The following is a 22,966-nucleotide window of genomic DNA, read 5'->3' as shown; positions in this document are numbered from 1 at the left end:
AATAGTACTTCCCATTACTTTTATAAAGTAATGGGATTTTTTTTCATAAAAGGTTTCACGAAAACGTTTGAAATATATACTTTTGCACGAAATTTCAAGACTTTAAAACACAACACATTATGAGCTCTAACGAAGTTTATGAAAAAGAATTAGCCTTTCAGGCAGACAGACGTCGCGCTACAGTAGCATTTATAAAGACTGTAAGTGATCTTTGGTACGACAATTCTATCGAGTTGGTACTTTTCCGCAATCAGTTAATTGATAAAAACGTAAGTGAAATTATCAATCTGCACGAATATGCTGGCGAGTTTGTACAAAAACCTATTTCAATTTTTGATTCTGTAGAAATTGCGCAAGCTATCAAATTAATGAATTTACCTCCATCAAAATTAGACATAGGTAAACTTACATATGAGTATCATTTGGCAAGTGATGAATACAGTTCGATAAACAGCTTTGTACAAAATAAGCTAAAAGATGCAAAGACATTCAAGCCAATTTCTCCAAAAAATGTAGTCCTTTATGGATTTGGACGAATTGGTCGTTTAGTAGCCAGAGAATTAATGACCATTACAGGTAAAGGAAGTCAATTAAGACTTAGAGCTATAGTAACGAGAGGAGCTATCACTCAAGAAGTATTAGAAAAAAGAGCCTCATTGCTTCGTAGCGATTCTGTGCATGGAGACTTTGCCGGTACTGTAGAAACAGATTTGGCTAATAGTGCTTTAATCATAAACGGTACCACTGTAAAAATTATTAGTGCCAATAACCCAGAAGATATAGATTATACATCTTACGGAATTCAGGATGCTCTGGTAATAGATAACACAGGTGCTTTTAGAGATAAAGAAGCGTTAAGCAGACACCTGGCAGCAAAAGGAGCTAGCAAAGTACTACTTACCGCTCCCGGAAAAGGAGTTCCTAATATTGTACACGGGGTTAATCATAAAGAACATGATCCAGACAAAGTAGATATTTTTTCTGCTGCCTCTTGTACTACCAATGCAATTACCCCAATACTACAAGCTGTAGATGAAAGTTTTGGTGTTGTTAATGGCCACCTAGAAACAATACATGCATATACTAATGACCAAAATCTGGTAGATAATATGCATAAAAAATACAGAAGAGGTCGCGCTGCTGCTCTAAACATGGTAATCACAGAAACTGGAGCAGGAAAAGCAGTTTCTAAAGCGCTTCCAAGTTTTGAAGGAAAATTAACCTCTAATGCGATACGAGTTCCTGTACCAAATGGATCATTAGCAATTCTTAATCTTAATTTAGAAAAAGAAGCTTCTAAAGAAAGTATGAATACGGTACTTAAAAAATATGCATTAGAAGGAGATTTGGTAGAGCAAATAAAATATTCGCTAGACAATGAATTAGTATCTAGTGATATTATTGGTTCTTCTGCCCCTTCTATATATGATAGCAATGCTACTATTGTAGATGCAAAAGGAAATAATGCTGTTTTATATGTATGGTATGATAATGAATATGGATATAGTCATCAAGTAATCAGGCTATCAAAATATATCGCCAAAGTAAGACGTTTTACTTATTATTAGTAGTCGTTTTATTAAAATTTCTAAAGTCGTTATTTACATAAATAACGACTTTTTTTATCTCCGTTCTTCAAAAAGAAAAAGCATAATTTCTAAAACTTGTTTTAAAATCATGTAAGATTTTAACTATCAATAATCTAGATTCAAAATCATCTCTATACGAATTCTTGCAAAAAAAACTTTATAATTACTCACAATATCGTACATTTATTACCGTTACAGAAGAAATTAATAACCAATAAAGAAACGACATATAAATATTCCCTATACCACAAAGTCATTAGTTATTTTATTCTCTAACTACACCTCTACTATAGGGATATCGTATCTAACCATTAAAAACACAAGAATAATAATATGAAATTACCACAGTATCTACTAGTTTTTATACTACTTCTATCTTTTTTTGAAACTACCTATGCACAAGAAGAAAATGCAACGGTTGCTGATGCTTTAAGGCAGGAAAAGATCGAAGGGCAATTTGATATGGTGATAAAAAAATCCGGAAAATTTCAAGAATATAAAGTAGTGAAACTAGTTTGGTTAAACAAACTTAAAAGCAACACTATAGACACACTTAAAACATTAGAATCAAAATTAAACACTACCAACCTTAAGATTGATGAGCAAAAATCTACAATAACCGGACTCGAAGAATCACTTGCCAAAACAAATGGAGATCTCGCAGCTGTTACTAAGGAAAAAGACAGCATTAACTTTTTTGGAGCAGCACTAACCAAATCTAGCTACAAAACCATTATGTGGGTTATTATTGGTGTGCTTATCGCCTTGCTTAGTTTTTTTATATATAAATTCAAAAACAGTAATACAATAACACTACAAGCCAAAAAGGCATTAGCCGAAACCGAAGCAGAGTTTGAGGATCACAGACGAAGAGCCCTGGAGAGAGAACAAAAAGTAATGCGTAAGCTTCAGGATGAAATCAATAAACAACGTAAAGCTGGTGCTAAGTAGTTTTAATTTCTAGATTTTCATCATATTCTTTTGCATCTTTGCACCCACAAATGAATTAGATAAAGATGCGCATAGATATCATCACCGTAGTACCTGATCTACTAAAAAGTCCTTTTGAAGCTTCTATAATGAAGCGATCAATAGAAAAAGGGTTGGTTGAAGTACAGTTTCATAATCTTAGAGATTATACCGATACAAATTATAAACAAGTTGATGATTATCAATTTGGTGGTGGCGCTGGTATGGTTATGATGATAGAGCCTATCGACAAATGTATCTCTAAATTAAAATCAGAAAGAGACTATGACGAAGTCATCTATATGACTCCAGATGGTGAAACTTTAAATCAAGGGATTGCAAACCAACTATCGTTAAAAGGAAATCTAATTATTCTTTGCGGTCATTACAAAGGAGTAGATCAACGTGTAAGAGATCATTTCATTACCAAAGAAATATCTGTAGGAGATTATGTGTTATCTGGCGGAGAACTAGGTGCGCTAATCTTATGCGATACAGTCATTAGACTTATTCCGGGAGTACTCGGTAATGAGACTTCTGCATTAACCGATTCTTTTCAGGATAACTTATTAGCCCCTCCTATTTACACAAGACCCGCAGAATATAAAGGTTGGAAAGTCCCAGAAGTTCTAACCTCTGGTAATTTTCCTAAAATAGAAACATGGCGAGAAGAACAAGCTTATCAAAGAACAAAAGACAGAAGACCTGATCTGTTAGATGAGTAAAATAACTATACAATATCAACTTAAATTAACTATTCAAAAGAACCTAAAGTTATTTATACTTTTATTTAATAGTCAAACATTGAAAGTGATAAATTTAATAGAGAACCAATAATAATCGCAAAACACTTGCAAATCATCAAATAATACTTATTTTTGCACCCTGATTAGATCAACCTCTGGCGAAAATCGTGAATGTTGCTTTAATAAAATCAAGAAACTATATCAAAAATGGAAGATTTAGTAAAATTCGTACAAGACGAATTTGTTGCAAAAAAAGAGATGCCTGAATTCTCTGCAGGTGATACAATCACTGTTTATTACGAAATTAAAGAAGGAAACAAAACACGTACACAGTTCTTTAGAGGAGTTGTAATCCAAAGAAGAGGTTCTGGATCTACTGAAACTTTTACAATCAGAAAGATGTCAGGAACTATTGGTGTAGAGCGTATTTTTCCAGTAAACTTACCAGCACTTCAAAAAATCGAAGTGAATAAAAGAGGTAAAGTTCGTAGAGCTCGTATATTCTACTTTAGAGGACTTACCGGTAAAAAAGCACGTATCAAAGAAAAAAGAAATTAATTCTTATTTCTTTTACAAATTAAAAAGACCGTTAATTAACGGTCTTTTTTTATGAACAAAAGTTAATAACACAAGTTCATAAAATGTTGATAATTAATCTAATAAGAATTAACAAACCGCAAATCAATTTTCCTTATATTTATAAGTAGAATACTATAGCACATGATGACACAAGGATTCTTGGCTATATATCTAAACAAACGTTCTTTGAACATATTAAGACCAGTTTAGAATTAAAATAAATATAGAACGAAAGTTATTTTTTTGAATACATCCTTGAAATCACTTTAAGGGCTTTACTTTAGGATCATTTCAAAATGAAATTCAGAAGAAAAAATTAAGTTTTGACACCTTTTTAATTGTAAATGGCATTTGACTATCCGGGTGAAAAACTGAAAAATTACAAAAGTAATTTAGAAACACAAACACACGTATTAGTCGTAAGAGTAGAAATAAACTGTACAAATCCTTATTTGACAAATTTAAATCTGCTCAAAATTGAAAATAAGTACTAATGTTATAAATAACGAAAGTTTTTATTTAATAGCGGGTAAAACAGCTAACATTATAATTATTTTCGATGAAGCCATATCAAAATATTCGTATTCTTGATATGGCTTTTTATTTTGAGAATACTTCTAAAAACAGGTCAAAATTTCAATATCTTACATTTTTTTCACTCTAATATTCAACAAACTATAATTCAACGCTCTCTAATTCAAAACTAATAACACACAGGTTGCATTTAGGTGACTAGATTTGTATCTTCGCGCTCGGAAATCATGACTACAAATATTGTAAATTCTAATAGTATCAATCCTAAAAAGATCAACCAATATTGTTTGTCTAAGAAAAATTAAACGACTAATTATTTCCTTACATAAATAGTATAATAAAATTAGGGTGTCTACTACTTTTCAGGTATTAAAAAACCTCTGGATCCCTAAATAAAAAAACCAAAAATATGGGAGTTGATAACTCAAAAATAGTGTACACCAAAACAGATGAAGCACCAGCTTTAGCTACCTATTCTTTTTTACCTATTGTTCAAAAATTTACCAAATCAGCAAATATCAATATTGAAACAAAAGATATATCTCTTGCTGCTCGAATTTTATCTAGTTTTCCCGAAAAATTAACCGATAAGCAAAAACAACCTGATGCATTAGCAGAATTAGGTTTGCTTGCTCAGAAACCAGAAGCAAACATTATTAAATTACCAAACATAAGTGCTTCTGTACCACAATTAAAAGCTGCTATTGCAGAATTACAATTACAAGGTTTTGATCTTCCAAACTATCCTGAAGAACCTGAGAACGATGTAGAAAAAGAAATTAAAAGTCGATACGACAAAATAAAAGGTAGTGCAGTAAACCCTGTACTAAGAGAAGGAAACTCTGATCGTAGAGCACCAAAACCTGTAAAACAATACGCTAGAAAAAACCCACACTCTATGGGGGCATGGAGTGCAGATTCTAAAACCCATGTAGCTACCATGTCTAGCGGAGATTTTTGTTCAAACGAAAAATCTGTTACTGTCGATAATGCCGGAGATGTAAAAATTGAGTTTGTAGACCAAAATGGAAGCGCAACCACTCTAAAAGAAAAAACAACCTTACTCGAAGGAGAAGTTATAGATGCTTCGGTAATGAGTAAAAAATCACTTATCGCTTTTCTAAAAGAACAGATAACCGATGCCAAAGAAAAAGATGTATTGTTTTCTTTACATATGAAAGCGACAATGATGAAAGTTTCTGATCCTATTATATTTGGCCATGCGGTAGAAGCTTTTTTTAAGGATGTATTCGAAAAACACGCTGCTACTCTTGAAGAAATAGGTGTTGAAGTAAACAATGGTTTTGGAGACCTTATTAATAAACTAAAAAGGTTACCAGATGCTAAAAAAGCCGAAATAGAAGCTGATATTGAAGCTTGTTATGAAAAAGGACCAAAACTGGCGATGGTAAATTCTGATCAGGGAATTACCAACCTACACGTACCAAGTGATGTGATTATCGATGCATCTATGCCAGCAATGATACGTAATTCTGGTCAGATGTGGGATGCACAAGGAAACACGCAAGATACCAAAGCAGTTATCCCAGATAGTAGTTATGCTGGCATATACCAGGAAACTATAGATTTTTGTAAAAAACACGGAGCTTTTGACCCCACTACTATGGGAACCGTTCCTAATGTTGGACTTATGGCCAAAAAAGCCGAAGAGTACGGCTCTCATGATAAAACATTCGAAATTCAAGGTAATGGTACTGTTCGTGTTATCGATACTTCTGGAAATATACTAATAGAGCACCCCGTAGAACAAGGTGATATCTGGAGAATGTGCCAAACTAAAGATGCTCCGATAAAAGACTGGGTAAAGCTTGCGGTAAACAGAGCAAAAGCAACAGCTACTCCCGCAATCTTCTGGTTAGATAAAAATAGAGCCCACGATGCCGAGTTAATCAAAAAAGTAAATACATATTTACCAGAACATGATACTACTGGATTAGATATTAGAATCATGTCTCCTGTTGAAGCGACTCGTTTTTCTCTAGAAAGAATTAAAGAGGGCAAAGACACAATTTCTGTAACAGGAAATGTCTTACGTGATTATAATACCGATCTCTTCCCTATTCTAGAATTGGGTACTAGTGCAAAGATGTTATCTATTGTGCCTTTAATGAATGGTGGTGGTTTATTCGAAACCGGTGCTGGAGGTTCTGCTCCAAAACATGTACAACAATTTAATAAGGAAGGTCACTTAAGATGGGATTCTTTAGGAGAATTTCTTGCTCTTGCAGTATCTCTAGAACATCTGGGAGAAACTAATAACAATACCAAAGCTTTGGTCATTGCAGAAGCACTTGATCAAGCTACTATCAAATTTCTCGATAATAAGAAATCTCCTTCCCGTAAGGTAAATGAACTGGATAACCGAGGAAGTCATTTTTATTTGGCGCTATACTGGGCACAAGAACTTGCAGAACAAACTCAAGACAAAGAATTACAAAATGAGTTTGCAGTAGTCGCCAAACAACTTGCTGATAATGAAACCAAAATTATCAACGAATTAAATGATGCACAAGGTAGTACTGTTGATATGGGAGGATATTATTGGCCAAATGCAGATAAAGTTTCTACTGCAATGCGTCCAAGTGAGACACTTAATGCTATTATTGAAAAATAATCTAAGTAGACTACATATACCCAAAAAAGCCTGTGAGATAGTAATCTCACAGGCTTTTTTGTAATACTCCCCTATTTCTTTATCAAAAATATTTATATTATTTTCTTATTACGTGCAACCCTTTGGTTTTTAAATTGTCAATGATAATAACCAAAAGAAAAGTACTTTTAAAGAAATTTACAATCAAGTAAAACTAGTTGGAAACCAATATTCTTTATACGCATAAAGATCTTGTAGAAAAAAGCAAGTCTGGTGATAGGAATTCGCAATACCGATTATATGAGCTCTATGTAGATGCTATGTATAATGTAAGTATGCGCATGCTAAGCATAAAAGAAGATGCAGAAGATGTTGTACAAGATAGTTTTGTAGAGGCTTTCAAAAATTTAAAATCTTTTAGATACGAAAGTACTTTTGGTTCCTGGTTAAAGAGAATAGTAATTAATAAAAGTTTAAATCATTTAAAATTAAAAAAAATACCAGTTACACCTCTTGACCAGCACGAATATCATATTAGTGAAGAAATAATTGATCCTGTTAAACCTAAAGATATTAACAAAATAAAAAAAGGAATCAAAATTCTTCCCGATGGATATAGACAAATCTTAAGCCTTTATTTAATCGAAGGATATGATCATATAGAAATTGCGGAGATACTAGGTATTACTATTTCGACTTCGAAATCGCAATATCACAGGGCAAAGAAAAAATTAATTGAAATTGTAAATACATTATAGTACAATGGATGATTTTGAAAAATATATAACAGAAAACAAGCACCTTTTTGATGAGCATAAAGCAGATAGATCAAAAATCTGGAATGAGATTGAATCTAACTTAGATACTTCAAAAACAATTCGTCTATGGAGGTCTCCTTTAATAAAAATAGCTGCAAGTATTTTAATCCTTATAGGAGCTTTTTCGATGGTAAATCTAGTCACATCAGGATTTAACAATAACACTCAAAATAATATTGTACATCAAGAATTACGAGATATCGACACCTATTATAAAGATCTGGTATCTTTTCAGGTTCAACTTGTAAAAAACAATTCAAAATTACAACCCGAAGACAAAAAGAAATTCTTGTCTTTTATGGACGAATTAGATGAAGAATATAATGCTCTTAAAACCGAAATGGCAAAAAACTTGAACAATGAATACATTTTAGAAGCCATTGTTAATAATTATAAAAAAAGAATTGAATTGATCGAAAACCTGTTGAAACAGATCAATGATTCTAAAAAATCGAATGAAAATGAAGGCTATATCTTATAAATATCTTTTACTGATGCCCATATTGCTATTCCTGGCAAATGGTATATGGGCACAGGAAAAAGTGTCAAAGAAAATTGAAAAAACGTTTCCGCTAACCAATGCAGGAGAATTACATTTAGACAATAAATATGGAAACGTAACTATTCAAGGATGGGAGAAAAAAATAATACAAATTGATATTGACATACAGGTTGTTAAAAAGAAAAAAGAGGATGCAAAAGAACTATTAAAACGTATTAATCCAGCAATTAATAACACCGAAGATTTTGTAAGTATTTCTTCTGTAATAGAAGAAAAGAATACAAGTATGATTTCTAGATTCTTGAACAAAGAACTCTTCAATAAAACAAGTTTCTTTGATTTTGACAAAGGTAATATCCAAATAAATTACACTGTTTATTTACCTTTTAATGCTGAAGTTAATATTATAAATAAATTTGGAGATATCATCATAAGTGAATGGAACGGAAAACTAAAAGCCAATGTACAACATGGTGATATGTGGATAAACAAAGATCTCAACAACGCAAGGATAGAAATGAAATTTGGAAAACTAAAAACCAAATCTATTACGTACGGAAACATACGATTTAAAAATGGAGAAATCGATATTGAATCTTCCAATGATCTTAAAATAAACAGTAGTGGGGCAATCGTAAAAATTGAAAATGTAGAATCATTAGAAATACACTCAAGCAAGGACCAGGTTGCCATTCAAAAACTAGGGAGTATTCAAGGCGAACTTATGTTTAGTACTATGAATATAGATGCAGTACACCAAAACATTAACCTTGTTACAGAAGTAGCAGACGTATGGGTTTCTAAAATTCAAAAAACCAATGCTAATGTAACCATCGACCAGGAATCTTCAGAACTAAGCATCAATGTTTCAGGAATGTCTATAGATTTTAATGCTTCTCTAGAGCAGGGGTTGTTAAGAATTCCTAAGTCGTTTTCAAATATAAAAACCGATGTGATCGATAAACGAAGAAAAATCAGAGAAATTAGTGCCACTTACGGCAATAGTGGTGTAAAAGGGAAGTTTCATATCACAGGTAGAAAAGGAGTGGTCATATTAAAAGAATGAGTACATACTTCTCTTTTTATTACCCTGGCGATTATTGATTATGATAAATTTAACAGTATAGAAACAAATTACATGCAACTATTATAAATTTAACTTGTCAATGATATAACAAATCAAGTATAATGAAAAACGTAAAAACTACATTACTTTTTGCTTTAACCTGTTGTATTTTTTCAAGTACAGCCCAAGAATCACAGAATTATATAGAGTTCAATGACCGAAAAAACATTGTACATGGTGTTTATCTAGGGATACATGCGGGTTATGGAGAAATTGAAGGTAAAGAAACCTATATTGGCGGGCTTAAGATAGCCTATGTTGCCAATCGTAAATTTGAAGTCGGTTTTGTAACAAAAGGACTCTTTTCTAATCAGAATATCCCAGGGATTTTCTCTCCAGACATTGCCGATCTGGCAGCAGTATATTCTGGAATCCACTTAGAACCTATATTATTTAGTAAAGCCAAAGTTAACCTTTCTTTTCCTGTGCTAGTAGGTGGTGGTGCAATGGGATACGTTAATACTAATTGGGATGATGAAGAAGCAGAACGATATCAAGAAGATCAATGGGATGCAATATTTGTTGTAGAACCAGGGGTGAATGTTTTGTATAATATTTCGAGATACGTTCAGCTAGAAATGGGAGTTAAGTACAGGTTTTCTAGCAAAGCAGAATTATCATCAGATGAAATTACCAGGATCAATGGCTTTTCTGCTGGATTCGGTGTAAAAATGGGAGTATTTAATCTTGGAAGAAATCGCTATAAAAAAAACATACCAAATCATGAATGAATTAAAAACAAACCGCAAAAAAAACATGGATGTCGTATATGTCTTTTCAGAAAACGACAAGGTTTATGTTAAAAACAGTACATGTTCTGAACTATCTAATCAAACTTCAATAATTTATGAAGAATGGTTTCCTATTAATTTTCAATGGAAATCATTAATGGATTTAAGAAAAAACATGAGACTACAAAATGCAGAAGAAAGCTATTAATTTAAGTACACATTCTTATATAATTTCTCTGTAACACCTACCCCAACAAAAAACATAAAAAATTAATAATCAGATTTTTAACTAAATCCGACACGTTGTCTATTGCCTAATACTTTTAAACATTCTAATTATCATTTTATAACCTTAAAAAATAAACAAATGAAAAAAGTAATCTCCTTACTCCTTCTTTTTGTAATTTTCTCTTGCGGAATAGATGATGATATTCTTCATACTCATATAGAATTGAAAGAATTATACGATGATTCTGAGCTAGCAGGACTTTCTGTAGCAATAGTTGACAATAGAAAAGTGCTTTATCAGAACTCTTTTGGATACTCTGATATCAATAAAAATAGAAGGTACACAAATCATACAATTCAAAATATTGGATCTATATCCAAAACTTTTATTGCACTGGCAGTAATGAAAGCTGTAGAGCAAGGTAAATTAGATTTGGATGCTAATATCAATACATACTTACCTTTTGATATAATACACCCTCTTCATCCAGAAAAACCAATTACCGTTCGACATCTGGCAACGCATACTTCTGGGATTACAGATAAAGAAGTGTATTTCAAAAGTTATGTGTTTGAAAATCCTGCTCAGGTAGATGCATCTATTTATCCCGAAGATTATCAACCTATTATAGAGTTAATTAAAAAAAATATAAAAATCGATGATTCTGTTTTTTTCGAAAATGTATTGTCTGTATCTGGCCCATGGTATTCTCAGGATACTTTTCTGGAAAATGCTCCTGGAGAAAAATATGAATACAGTAATATTGCAGCGGCATTAGCAGCTTTTGTAGTAGAAAGTGCAACAGGAATTTCTTATGAAGACTATACGCATAAATATATTTTTGATCCCTTGCATATGAATGCTACTGGATGGGGATTCGCAGATGTAAATATGCAAAGTCATGCAACTCTATACTACGCAAAAGATTTTGAAGTTCCTAGATACTCCTTGATTACAAAAGCAGACGGAGGTCTTATCACCAGTACTTCGGATTTCGGTAAATATTTGATAGAAATGATGAGAGGTTATCAAGGAAAAGGAAAATTATTATCTACAGCATCCTATAAAGAAATGTTTCGTCTTCAATCAAAACATGATGAAATTAAAGAAGCGATGGGTGGTATTTTTTGGGATATCAATAATAATAAAACCATAGGACACACAGGTGGAGATCCAGGTATAATAACAGCATGTATGTTTGATCCTGTAAAAAACAGAGGGTATTATTTAATGACAAATACAAGCGAAGAATTTAATATTAATATCGAAAGATCTATTGATAAAATCTGGAATGCATTAATTAACGAAAATTCTAATCGTAACTATTAAATCAATAATTTATCCCTAATTATATAATAAAATTTCGCCACAAAGTTTTATCATATAATTAGGGTTAACATAACCAGATCTAACCAAACTTCAAAACAAGTATAATTCAAAACACAAGAAAAAATCAGTACTAAAAACGATAATTAACAATAAATTAATTGTAGAACTCGTAACATATTTCTTCCTTTACAGTTCACATTAGTACGAATTGGTAAAATACTTTCTTTTGAAAAAACACATATTATCTGGTCTCATATTAGTATTATTATCATCATTCTCAATTCAAAGTCAGGAAAAATTTACATTAAGTGGGATTATTTCAGAAAAATCCAGTAACGAAACACTTATTGGTGTCAATGTTATATTTCCAGAAATAGCAAAAGGCATAGTTACCAATGAATATGGTTTTTATTCCATCACCTTACCTCGAGGAAAATATAAACTTCAGATCAGTTATTTAGGGTTCACAGATCGCATACTCGAAATTGATCTTGATGAAGATAAAAAACTTAATATTCAGCTTACCGAATCTTCAGAGGTTCTTGATGAAGTAATCATTACAGAAAAAACAGAAAAGTTAAGCATTAAGAACCCCCAGATGAGTATTAATAAACTCACCGCAGGAACTATTAAACAAATTCCTGTTGTTCTGGGAGAAGCCGATGTGATCAAATCAATTATTCTTTTACCAGGAGTGACTAGTGGTGGTGAAGGAGCTGCAGGATTTAATGTACGAGGGGGATCTACTGATCAAAACCTTATTTTATTAGATGAAGCTACTATTTTTAACTCTTCTCATCTTTTTGGCTTTTTCTCTGTCTTTAATCCTGATGCTATAAAAGATATCAAGCTATACAAAGGTGGTATTCCCGCTAGATATGGTGGTCGGGTATCATCGGTATTAGACATTTACCAAAAAGAAGGAAATAGTAAAAAATACAGAATTAATGGTGGCCTTGGGGCAGTTGCAAGTAGATTATTGGCAGAAGGTCCTATTGTAAAAGATCGAGGTGCATTTTTGGTAGGAGGAAGAGCTTCTTATGCTCATCTTTTTTTGCCACTTTTTGATAATGACAATGTTGCATATTTCTATGACCTCAATACAAAACTAAATTATAAAATTAACGATAATAATAATGTATACCTGTCTGGTTACTTTGGTCGAGATGTATTTGCTATAGATGGAGTTTTTAAAAACACTTATGGTAACACGGTACTCAACCTAAGGTGGAATCACCTGTTTTCAGATAAATTATTCTCTAATCTATCCCTTATATATTCTGATTATTTCTATGGGTTAGAACTCGATTTTGTAGGCTTCGAATGGGATTCTGGGATTAGGAATTTTAATCTAAAATATGATCTCAAACATTATATCAGTGATAATTTTCAGCTTAATTATGGTATTAATAGTATCTATTTTAGGTTTAATCCCGGTGAAATAAAACCTAATAGCGCAGATTCTGGAATCAACAGAGAAAAGCTTATCGATAAATATGCAAATGAATTTGGTGTCTACATCGATGCAGAACACAAAATCTCTAATCATCTAACTCTTCAATACGGACTTAGATTAAGCAATTTTATTAGATTAGGGCAAGATGAACTTAATATCTATGAAAATAACAACCCTCTTTTATTTAATCAAGAATTACAGATTTATGAAGATGCAAAACCAATAGGTACAGAAAATTTTAGAAGAAGCGATCAAATAAAAACATTTACCAATTTAGAACCCAGAGTAGCCCTGGCATATGCTTTTGATGATAATACTTCAATAAAAGCTAGTTATAACAGAATGGCGCAATATCTTCATTTATTATCAAATACCAGCTCCCCTACTCCATTAGATGTATGGACTCCTAGTGGTAAATACATAAAACCACAATTACTCAATCAATATGCATTAGGGTATTTTAAAAGTATTGATGACGATAAATACTCTTTAGAAACTGAAGTTTTTTATAAGGATATAAAAAATCGTATCGATTATATCGACGGTGCAGATCTAATTGCTAATAATGCTATCGAACGAGATATTTTAAATGGAGAAGCCCGTGCTTATGGTTTAGAATTTCTATTAAGAAAAAATGAAGGTAAATTTAAAGGTTGGCTCGCTTACACCCTATCAAAATCAGAACAAAGAACCCCTGGTAGAACATCACAAGAACCAGGGATCAACAATAGCAAATGGTATAGTACTCCATATGACAAAACCCATGATATATCCTTTAACGGAAGTTATGAATTAAACGAAAAATGGAAATTTGGCGCTAATTTCATATTCCAAACAGGGCAACCGACCAATTACCCTACCGGGCAGTTCGAATTTCAAGGCTTAGTAGTACCTGTGTTTGATGGACCACGAAATAGTGAACGATTACCAGCATATCATAGAATAGATATATCGGCTACGTTAACTCCTAGAAAAAACAAAACCAGAAAATGGCATGGAGAGTGGGTTTTTAGTATTTATAACATCTATAATCGTAAAAATGCTGCATCAATTACTTTTAGAAGAAATCAGGATTCCTATGTAAATGAAGCTGTAAGAACTTCTATATTTGGAATTATACCAGCTGTAACCTATAATTTTAAATTCTAATACATGAACATAATTATAAGGTTTATATAGCACTAATAAAACAGGAATGATGTAAATTTTAGTTTTGATCGCTGAAAAGAAAATTAGAAACAGAAACAATGAAAAAATTAATCTATATATTGATAATTCTAATAACATCGATTAGCTGTGAAGATGCAATTGATATAGAAGTTCCTAACGGGAAACAAAGGTTGGTTATTGATGCTTCTTTTGAGTATTATATGGACGAAAACCCAGTTGATATCGAAGGTGGAGTAAGACTAACATTATCGGCTCCATTCTTCGACAAAGAAACTCCTACTGTAAGTGATGCTACCGTTTTTATTACAGATCTTTCTAATAATTCGATTATCAATTTTACCGAATCAGCAGAGCCAGGTTTTTATACTCCGGACTCAACTACATTTACTCCAGAATTCAATACAACATATCAACTTACCGTTATCTACAACAGTGAAACTTTTATTGCCACTGCACAACTTATTCCCACGGTTCCTATTGATAATGTAGTGCAAGGTGATAATACTTTATTTGACGATGAGACCGAAATTATTATTTTCTTTACAGACGACGGGACCCGTGATGATTTTTACCTTTTTGATTTTGATTTCAGTTTATTTCTGGCAAGCGAAGATCGTTTTTATCAAGGCGAAGCATTCAACTTCTCTTATTTCTACGAGGATATGGTAAATGGTCGTAATGTAACCATCAAGATATTAGGAATTGACGAACGTTATTACAACTATGCAAACCTGCTTATTGAACAAAGTGAACAAGAAGGAGGAAATCCATTTCAAACACCTCCTGCACTACTAAGAGGCAATATTATTAACACAACCAATATTGATAATTTCGCTTTGGGGTATTTTAATATTTCTGAAGCTAATCGATTTGATTTTACTATAAAAGAATAACACCTTATTATTGAACTTGTTCTATTTTTTTGATTTTGCTGAAAACAGCTTTTTTGCTTAAAAAAAAGAAAGTTACTCTCATCTTCAAGTCAAAAATGAGTATTTTTGAAGCATGTCATTTACAAAAACTACAGAACAATCCTCAAAATATGACCATTTAGAAAAAATGAGCATTAATGAGTTGCTTTCAAACATAAACAAAGAAGATAAAACAGTTCCTGATGCTGTAGAAAAATCTATTCCACAGATTGAAGCCTTGATTGCTCAAATTGTACCAAAACTTAAAGACGGCGGTCGGATTTTCTATCTTGGAGCTGGAACAAGTGGTAGATTAGGAATTGTAGATGCTAGCGAATGCCCACCTACCTTTGGTGTTTCACCCGATTTGGTTATTGGATTAATCGCTGGTGGTGATACTGCAATTCGTAAATCTGTAGAGTATGCCGAAGATAGTACAGAGCAAAGCTGGAAAGATTTGCAAGAATATCAGATTTCAGAAAAAGATGTCGTTATTGGTATTGCAGCTTCGGGTACTACTCCATACGTCATAAGTGCATTACAAAAATGTAATGAGCATCATATTATTACAGGATGTATTACCTGTAATGAAGGTAGTCCTTTAGCGATCACTGCTCAATTTCCTATTGTTATTACTGTAGGTCCCGAATTTGTAACCGGAAGCTCTCGTATGAAAGCCGGTACTGCCCAGAAACTAGTTTTGAATATGATTTCTACAGCCACTATGATTCAATTAGGGCGAGTAAAAGGAAACAAAATGGTTGATATGCAACTTAGTAATAATAAATTAGTAGATCGTGGAATACGTATGATTATGGAAGAATTATCAATCGATCGTGCAAAGGCTTCTGCGATACTAGAACAGTACGGAAATGTACGTGATGCAATAAACCACTATGGAACCTCAAAGAACAAATAAAGAATTATTGGGTAAAGGAGTGCAGCGAATGGCTATAGCACTTATTTTTATGTTTATTAGCCCAGTTATTATTCACTCTGCTTTTAAAAATCAGGATCACCCGTTATATATCCCTATACTAATATTAGGAATACTTGGTGCAGGATTTGCAATATTTATGGCATTTAGAGGCTTAAGAACTATTATGGAATCAATGTTTGGTAAAAAATAAAATAATTTACAATCATTTTTTTACTAAATCCCTTCTCTTTTACTAACCGGTGTTGTAGGGTTATAACCAAATCCCGGAATTTTTATTTCTACTCCTAGCCGGTTAAGAATATACCCTATAGTTGCATAATGATGTACCGCATGACTATTGGCATGAGCAAGAATACTCTCTAACGTATAGTTTACAGTTACTTTTCCTTGTCCCAAATTATCAGTTACATGAATTAGGTAATCTGTATTTGTATCAATATAAGAAAGTAATGTTTCCTGAAGTTGATATATATGATGTATTGCAGACTCTTTATCTGTAGATAATATTTCATCCCGTTTACGAGCAGTTAGATCAATGTTATTAGAGTCTAACCCACTAATTATACAATCAAAAAAATCAAGAGTATGGCGTATATGTGAACCTATACTAGAATAATATGGCCCAACAGAACTATTTTGATATGTAGTAGAATCTATAGCGTTAAGTAAATCTATAGCGCTACTAAGATTATAATTTATTGAAGAGATAACTAATTGTTTCATGAGCCGTTTAGACGTAAGATACATAATTAACTTACAAATTTTATAGATAAGCCTATAAAATTAATTTTTAAAAAAGTGATATCGCAAATAATATTACGTACAAATCATCGTTTAGGTATTGATTTACAGTAACAATCACCCTATTTTCTCACACTCAGTAGGATATTTATCACTAAAAATAAGGTTTACCCGTAAAAACTAAGACAAAATGCGTATTTCGTCGATTAATGACTGTTTTTTTTGGATATTATATATAAAATATTGTATTATTGCTATGTGATTTAAAAGCCCCCAAAGAATGAAAAAAATTGCACTCATCCTGTTTTTGTTATGTTTTATCCCCAGAACTAACGCTCAAAATATATACGACGATGCCCTAACTGCTGCCAGTTATGCGTACTCTCACAGTAAAAAAGCACATGGGGCAAATAACGTCTTTCATACCCAAGAATATGCCGATAAAGCTATAGAAGCTTTTCAAAAAGTAGAAGACCTAGCAGATAAATGTGGCTGTAAAGAAGCTAACGAAACTGCATATAAAGCTAGAGTTGATATGGAAAGTTCGTTAGAACAAGATACCTACGAACGTAGTAGATATTTTGCAAAACGAGCTAAAGAATTAGGTCCCAAACTCCTAGAGCAATTAACTTTTTGCCAGGCTAATGGTGCTAATTACTCAGATGCAGATGTAGCCTCTACAGAAGGAGAAAACGAATTGGCAGAAGCTACTCAAGAAGTTGCCAGTAAACAAAAAGAATTAGAAGAAAAACGTCGTCAGTTAGAAATCGAACAACAAAAACTCGAGCAACAAATAGCTGAGCAAAATAAGATGAAAGCCGAATTTGAAGCTAAACGTGCTGCCGAATTAAAAGCGCAGTCGTTAATGAAATCAAAAGCTGAAATGGCATTACAAAAACTAGAAAGTGCACTACAAGAATTAAGTGTAGTTCTAAATGAAGAGTCTAAATTCGTATCACAAGCTGACTATGTACGAAGTGAAAATGACCTGAAAAACGAATCACTCGACGATACAAAAACATTCTATGTAAATAGAGCAAAAGAACTTACCCAAACCGCTATGCAACAATTTGCCGGTTATAATATGGTAGAAAATTAATTAATGCTGAATTTTATTTTGTAGCCCCAAAATAAAATTTTTACAAACGACATCTCTCCTCTTGCGAGATGTCGTTTTTTTTTACTCTGTTGTGAATAAAAAAATTGCTATAAATCACTAATTATGGAATTATTCCTTATTTTTGGAATAATTCCATAATTATTATTTTTGAGAACTATATTACATCTTGATCTGGACACCTTCTATGTATCTGTAGAACGTATGATCGACAGCACTTTAAAAGAAAAACCTCTCCTTGTTGGCGGAATCAGTGATCGTGGTGTTGTAGCTGCATGCAGTTATGAAACCAGACCCTATGGCATACATTCTGGTATGTCTATGAAAATTGCTAAAGAACTGTGCCCCGAGGCCATTATTATAAAAGGTAATGCCGGAACATATAGCAAATATTCTGATATGGTTACAGAAATCATCAAAGAAAATGTACCTGTATTCGAAAAATCAAGTATTGATGAATTCTATGCAGATCTTTCTGGGATGGATAAATTCTTCGGCACTTATAAATATTCTTTAGAATTACGCCAAAAAATTATTTCCGAAACAGGGCTTCCTATATCTTTTGGACTTTCTGGTAATAAAGTAGTATCTAAAGTAGCGACCAACGAAGCAAAACCAAATAACCAGTTAAAGATAGATTTTGGTACAGAAAAACCATTTCTGGCTCCATTATCGGTTAAAAAAATTCCAATGGTAGGTGATAAAACATATCAAACTTTACGAAACCTAGGAGTTCGCTATATAAAAACGATCCAGGATATGCCAGTAGATGTCATGAAAGGAGTACTTGGAGCAAACGGTCTCACCATCTGGAAAAGAGCAAACGGGATAGACAATAGCCCCGTTATTGCATTTTCTGAACGTAAATCAATCTCTACAGAAAGAACATTCGACAGAGATACTATAGACATCTACAAACTTAGAAACCTCCTTATAGCAATGACAGAAAACCTCTCCTATCAATTGCGTAGAGGAAACAAATTAACCGCCTGCGTTGCTGTAAAAATCAGATACTCTGATTTTAATACATATACTAAACAACTTAAAATACCATATACCAGCGCAGATCATATTCTTATCCCTAAAATTCTGGAACTATTCGAAAAACTATATCAAAAACGATTATTAATTCGATTAATAGGAATACGATTTACCCATTTGGTTGGTGGCAACTACCAGATCAATCTATTTGATGATAGTGAGAAACAGCTTAACCTGTATCAAGCATTAGATAACATTAGAATTCGATATGGAGACCGAAGTGTAACAAGAGCTGCTGCTATAGGATCAACAACTATAGGCAGAATGCAAAACCCATTTAATGGGCAGCCTCCTATTGTATTAGCTCATAGAAAACAATAGTTTTTTACCCATCGATATCACAATAATGGCATCCGGGCGGGTTATTCACTATATCTTTTTCTATGAATTTGTTTGAATTCACAGAAAAAGGATGTCGTTGCTACCCCTGATGCAAAACTCAAAACATAAAACTAAATGTATCTTAATTGTCACTCATATTATAGCCTACGTTTCGGAACTTTTTCTGAAATCGATCTCTTAGAGTTGGCCAAAGAAAATAATATAAACTGTCTTGCCCTAACAGATATTAACAATACTTCTGCCTGCCTAAATTTTGTTAGAAAAGCAAAAGAGTACGGGATCAAACCTATTGTAGGAATAGATTTTAGAAACAATCATCAGCCTTTATATACAGGACTGGCAAAAAATAATGAAGGGTATAAAGAACTAAATGATTTCTTATCATACCATTCGTATAAAAAAAGTGATTTCCCTAAAATAGTTCCTCCTGTAAAAAACTCTTATATCATATATCCTTTTGAATATATATTATCTATAAACAAAACCAATTTTACAGATAATGAATTGATAGGCATAGCCATAAAAGACATTCCTAAATTTCGTCTTTCTAATTTACAAAAACTGAAAGATAAATGTATAGTACTACAACCTGTTACCTTCAGAAATAAAAAAGATTTTAATGCTCACCGATTATTAAGAGCTATTGATAATAATATACTACTAAGTCGCTTACCCAATGATCAACAGGCTTGTTTTTCAGAACAAATGATCCCGGATCAGGAAATAAAAAATAAATTTTCAGAATTTGATTTCATTATCAAAAACACTCTTGCAATCCAGGAAGAATGCTCTATCAATTTTGATTTTTCTAAAAACAACCCTTCTTTAAACCAAAAAACATACACCAACAGTATACAAGAAGATAATAAATTACTTAAAAAACTCTGTCAGGAAGGCCTTGCCTATCGGTATCCTAATCCTCCAAAAAAAGTATTAGATCGACTAAAAAAAGAACTATCACTAATTATAAACATGGAATTTGTTTCCTATTTTTTGATTAACTGGAGAATTATTTCTTATGCACAAAGCAAAGGGTATTACTATGTAGGTCGTGGTAGTGGAGCAAATAGTATTGTAGCGTACTTACTTCGTATCACAGATGTCGACCCCATAGAATTAGATCTCTATTTCGAGCGGTTTATCAATACGCACCGTACCAGCCCTCCTGATTTTGATATTGATTTTTCATGGAAAGACAGACAAGATATCACTCGATTTATTTTCCAAGAATTCGACAATGTAGCATTACTAGGAACTTATATTACTTTTCATTATAAAGGAGCAATAAGAGAATTAGGTAAAGTATTCGGGCTTCCAAAATTTGAAATCGACAAGTTAAGTGAAGGAGATTACGATTATAATTCTCTTGATCAAATTCATAAGTTGGTAGTCATTTATAGTAATCTTATACAAGGTATCCCTAATTACCTTAGCGTACATGCTAGCGGAATATTGATTAGTGAACGCCCTTTGCACTATTATTCTGCCACAGATCTTCCGCCTAAAGGTTTTCCTACTGTACAATATGATATGATTATCGCAGAAGATCTGGGCTTATATAAGTTTGACATTTTAGGGCAACGTGGGTTAGCAAAAATTAAAGACGCAATCACTATCATAGAATACAATCAACCTACATTAGCTGATTTTGATATTCATGATATAAAAAGATTTAAGAAAGATAAAAAAATAAATGCTCTGATACGAGATGCAAAATGCCTGGCTTGTTTTTATGTAGAATCTCCTGCAATGCGTATGCTTTTAAGTAAACTAAAAACAGATAATTACTTAGGGCTAGTAGCAGCAAGCTCGATTATACGTCCCGGAGTGGCTAAAAGCGGAATGATGCGGGAGTATATTTTACGAGAACACGATATAGAAAGGAGAAAAAATTCGCACCCAATTATGCTTGATTTAATGAAGGAAACCTATGGTATTATGGTATATCAGGAAGATGTAATTAAAGTAGCACATTTTTTTGCAAAACTAACCTTAGACGAAGCAGATGTATTACGTAGAGGTATGAGTGGTAAATTTAGATCACGAAAAGAATTTAAGGATGTTAAAAATAAATTCATAAAGAACTGTAGAAATGAAGGTTATGCTGAATCTTTAATTTTTGAAATCTGGGATCAGATAGCAAGCTTTGCCGGGTATGCTTTTCCAAAAGGACATTCTGCTTCTTATGCCGTAGAAAGTTACCAAAGCTTATTTCTTAAAGCTTATTTTCCATTAGAATATCTGGTAGCTACATTAAACAATGGAGGTGGTTTCTATCGTCCAGAAATATATCTTCATGAAGCCAGAATATTAGGAGCTACCATAGTAACTCCTTGTATTAATACTAGTAGCTACGAGCACACCATAAAAGGAAAAAGTATATTTTTAGGATTAATGATACTAAGAAATCTAGAATATAAGGTTTCAGAAAACATTTTGAAGAATCGTGCTCTAAGAGGTCCATATACTTCTTTAGATAATTTTATTGATAGAGTACAAATAAGTATAGAGCAGATTAGTATTCTCATTAAGATTGATGCATTTAGATTTACGAATAAAAATAAACATGAATTATTATGGCAGGCTCATTTTAAAATAAATAATATACCTACAAATAATCAAAATCAATTTCTTTTATTTAGACAAAAGCGAGTAGTACATACACTTCCAGAATTAGAAGTATCAAAACTAGAAACTATGTTCGAGCAAATTGAAGCTTTCGGGTTTCCGCTTTGTGGTTACTTCAAAATATTAGCTACCACACCCCAAAATAGTAATAATGCGAATCAGCTATATGATCATCTAAATAAAAATATAGATATATACGGGTATCTTATAGCTATGAAAAACACTAAAACTCATACAGGAAAACGTATGGCTTTTGGCACATTTCTAGATCAATTTGGCAGTATCTTTGATACTGTACTATTTCCCAAGGTGCAAGAGAAATATCGATTAAGAGGAAAAGGTATTTATCGAATATATGGTAAGGTAGTCAAAGAGTTTGGCTTTTTGAGTATCGAGGTTATTAAAATCGTAAAACAAGATTATATCCAAGATCCCAGGTATGCATAAACGAGAGCAACTAAAAACAATACCATAACAATATTGTTTTTTAGAATACTTCCCATCTTTTAAGTGGTAGATAATTTAAATTTTATAACTTCATATCATCATAAAAGTTATTAACCTCTTAAATTAATCATTATGTACACAAAAATCTTAATCATGAAAGGTGTCAAAAAACTAAGTAAAACTGATCAATCTACAATTAGGGGAGCACATTTTGGTGATTGTAGGCCAGGTGGTGGGTATACAGGTCAAAGTTGTAGTACTTCAGATCAATGTAGACCTTTTGAACCAGGTTTCCCTGTCTTTTGTTCTCATGGTTGCTGTTATGGTGCTTTTTAACCAAAAACGTGTATGATAAGTACAAAACCTCTTTATTTTTATTAAGAGGTTTTTTTATTTAATATTTTCAA

General features: G+C 32.5%; 20 protein-coding genes. 19 read left to right on the top strand and 1 reads right to left on the bottom strand.

The window, feature by feature from the left end; genetic code table 11:
- Positions 1 to 119 precede the first annotated feature (119 nt).
- From ATO12_RS19470 to ATO12_RS19400, 15 genes are all read left to right on the top strand, one after another.
- The gene (locus tag ATO12_RS19470; protein ID WP_034245355.1) at positions 120 to 1,568 is read left to right on the top strand and encodes a glyceraldehyde-3-phosphate dehydrogenase; all 1,449 of its coding nucleotides are present in this window, start codon (positions 120 to 122) and stop codon (positions 1,566 to 1,568) included.
- 354 nt (positions 1,569 to 1,922) lie between these two features.
- Complete coding sequence (locus ATO12_RS19465; protein WP_034245352.1) at positions 1,923 to 2,540, top strand: hypothetical protein; 618 nt, start codon at positions 1,923 to 1,925, stop codon at positions 2,538 to 2,540.
- A 65-nt stretch (positions 2,541 to 2,605) separates the two neighbouring features.
- Positions 2,606 to 3,283: a tRNA (guanosine(37)-N1)-methyltransferase TrmD gene (trmD, locus tag ATO12_RS19460; RefSeq protein ID WP_034245349.1), complete on the top strand. Its 678-nt coding sequence runs from the start codon at positions 2,606 to 2,608 to the stop codon at positions 3,281 to 3,283.
- A gap of 228 nt (positions 3,284 to 3,511) precedes the next feature.
- Positions 3,512 to 3,862 carry a 50S ribosomal protein L19 gene (gene rplS, locus ATO12_RS19455; protein WP_034245346.1) on the top strand — a complete coding sequence of 117 codons (351 nt, stop codon included), beginning with the start codon at positions 3,512 to 3,514 and terminating at the stop codon, positions 3,860 to 3,862.
- A 964-nt stretch (positions 3,863 to 4,826) separates the two neighbouring features.
- Entirely contained in the window at positions 4,827 to 7,052 is a 2,226-nt protein-coding gene (locus ATO12_RS19450) for an NADP-dependent isocitrate dehydrogenase (RefSeq protein ID WP_034245344.1), read from the top strand.
- A gap of 197 nt (positions 7,053 to 7,249) precedes the next feature.
- Complete coding sequence (locus tag ATO12_RS19445; RefSeq protein WP_025663962.1) at positions 7,250 to 7,789, top strand: RNA polymerase sigma factor; 540 nt, start codon at positions 7,250 to 7,252, stop codon at positions 7,787 to 7,789.
- 4 nt (positions 7,790 to 7,793) lie between these two features.
- On the top strand, positions 7,794 to 8,330 hold the full coding sequence (locus ATO12_RS19440) for a hypothetical protein (protein WP_034245341.1): 537 nt from the start codon (positions 7,794 to 7,796) through the stop codon (positions 8,328 to 8,330).
- On the top strand, positions 8,311 to 9,417 hold the full coding sequence (locus tag ATO12_RS19435) for a hypothetical protein (protein WP_131248867.1): 1,107 nt from the start codon (positions 8,311 to 8,313) through the stop codon (positions 9,415 to 9,417). The genes ATO12_RS19440 and ATO12_RS19435 overlap by 20 nt, the downstream gene beginning before the upstream one ends.
- 122 nt (positions 9,418 to 9,539) lie before the next feature.
- On the top strand, positions 9,540 to 10,208 hold the full coding sequence (locus ATO12_RS19430) for a hypothetical protein (RefSeq protein WP_034245331.1): 669 nt from the start codon (positions 9,540 to 9,542) through the stop codon (positions 10,206 to 10,208).
- Entirely contained in the window at positions 10,201 to 10,416 is a 216-nt protein-coding gene (locus tag ATO12_RS19425) for a hypothetical protein (RefSeq protein WP_034245330.1), read from the top strand. Before ATO12_RS19430 ends, ATO12_RS19425 begins: the two co-directional genes overlap by 8 nt.
- A gap of 159 nt (positions 10,417 to 10,575) precedes the next feature.
- Positions 10,576 to 11,766 carry a serine hydrolase domain-containing protein gene (locus ATO12_RS19420; protein ID WP_034245934.1) on the top strand — a complete coding sequence of 397 codons (1,191 nt, stop codon included), beginning with the start codon at positions 10,576 to 10,578 and terminating at the stop codon, positions 11,764 to 11,766.
- Positions 11,767 to 11,992: 226 nt separating this feature from the next.
- A complete protein-coding gene (locus ATO12_RS19415; RefSeq protein WP_034245931.1) occupies positions 11,993 to 14,371 on the top strand; it encodes a TonB-dependent receptor in 2,379 nt (792 codons plus the stop codon).
- Positions 14,372 to 14,469: 98 nt separating this feature from the next.
- Positions 14,470 to 15,285, top strand: coding sequence for a DUF4249 family protein (locus ATO12_RS19410; protein ID WP_034245329.1), 816 nt, complete (start codon positions 14,470 to 14,472; stop codon positions 15,283 to 15,285).
- A gap of 112 nt (positions 15,286 to 15,397) precedes the next feature.
- The gene (gene murQ, locus ATO12_RS19405) at positions 15,398 to 16,222 is read left to right on the top strand and encodes an N-acetylmuramic acid 6-phosphate etherase (RefSeq protein ID WP_034245327.1); all 825 of its coding nucleotides are present in this window, start codon (positions 15,398 to 15,400) and stop codon (positions 16,220 to 16,222) included.
- Positions 16,200 to 16,433 carry a DUF6095 family protein gene (locus ATO12_RS19400; protein ID WP_034245325.1) on the top strand — a complete coding sequence of 78 codons (234 nt, stop codon included), beginning with the start codon at positions 16,200 to 16,202 and terminating at the stop codon, positions 16,431 to 16,433. Before murQ ends, ATO12_RS19400 begins: the two co-directional genes overlap by 23 nt.
- Before the next feature lie 23 nt (positions 16,434 to 16,456).
- Here ATO12_RS19400 and ATO12_RS19395 read toward each other — a convergent pair whose 3' ends face one another.
- Positions 16,457 to 16,966, bottom strand: a complete 510-nt coding sequence (locus ATO12_RS19395; protein ID WP_034245323.1) for a DinB family protein — start codon at positions 16,964 to 16,966, stop codon at positions 16,457 to 16,459.
- 298 nt (positions 16,967 to 17,264) lie between these two features.
- Here ATO12_RS19395 and ATO12_RS19390 point away from each other — a divergent pair, with 298 nt between their 5' ends.
- The 4 genes from ATO12_RS19390 (at position 17,265) to ATO12_RS19375 (ending at position 22,895) form a co-directional block, all read left to right on the top strand.
- A complete protein-coding gene (locus ATO12_RS19390; RefSeq protein ID WP_034245321.1) occupies positions 17,265 to 18,083 on the top strand; it encodes a hypothetical protein in 819 nt (272 codons plus the stop codon).
- Positions 18,084 to 18,251: 168 nt separating this feature from the next.
- Positions 18,252 to 19,463, top strand: coding sequence for a DNA polymerase Y family protein (locus ATO12_RS19385; protein ID WP_034245319.1), 1,212 nt, complete (start codon positions 18,252 to 18,254; stop codon positions 19,461 to 19,463).
- A 135-nt stretch (positions 19,464 to 19,598) separates the two neighbouring features.
- Positions 19,599 to 22,559 carry a DNA polymerase III subunit alpha gene (locus ATO12_RS19380; RefSeq protein ID WP_034245316.1) on the top strand — a complete coding sequence of 987 codons (2,961 nt, stop codon included), beginning with the start codon at positions 19,599 to 19,601 and terminating at the stop codon, positions 22,557 to 22,559.
- A gap of 153 nt (positions 22,560 to 22,712) precedes the next feature.
- Positions 22,713 to 22,895 carry a hypothetical protein gene (locus ATO12_RS19375; RefSeq protein ID WP_034245313.1) on the top strand — a complete coding sequence of 61 codons (183 nt, stop codon included), beginning with the start codon at positions 22,713 to 22,715 and terminating at the stop codon, positions 22,893 to 22,895.
- Positions 22,896 to 22,966 lie beyond the last annotated feature (71 nt).

The sequence above is a fragment of the Aquimarina atlantica genome (genome assembly GCF_000626715.1).
GTDB classification, from domain to species: domain Bacteria; phylum Bacteroidota; class Bacteroidia; order Flavobacteriales; family Flavobacteriaceae; genus Aquimarina; species Aquimarina atlantica.
Note: the sequence above shows the minus strand (reverse complement) of the source record. Positions and strands in the feature narration are given on the sequence as shown.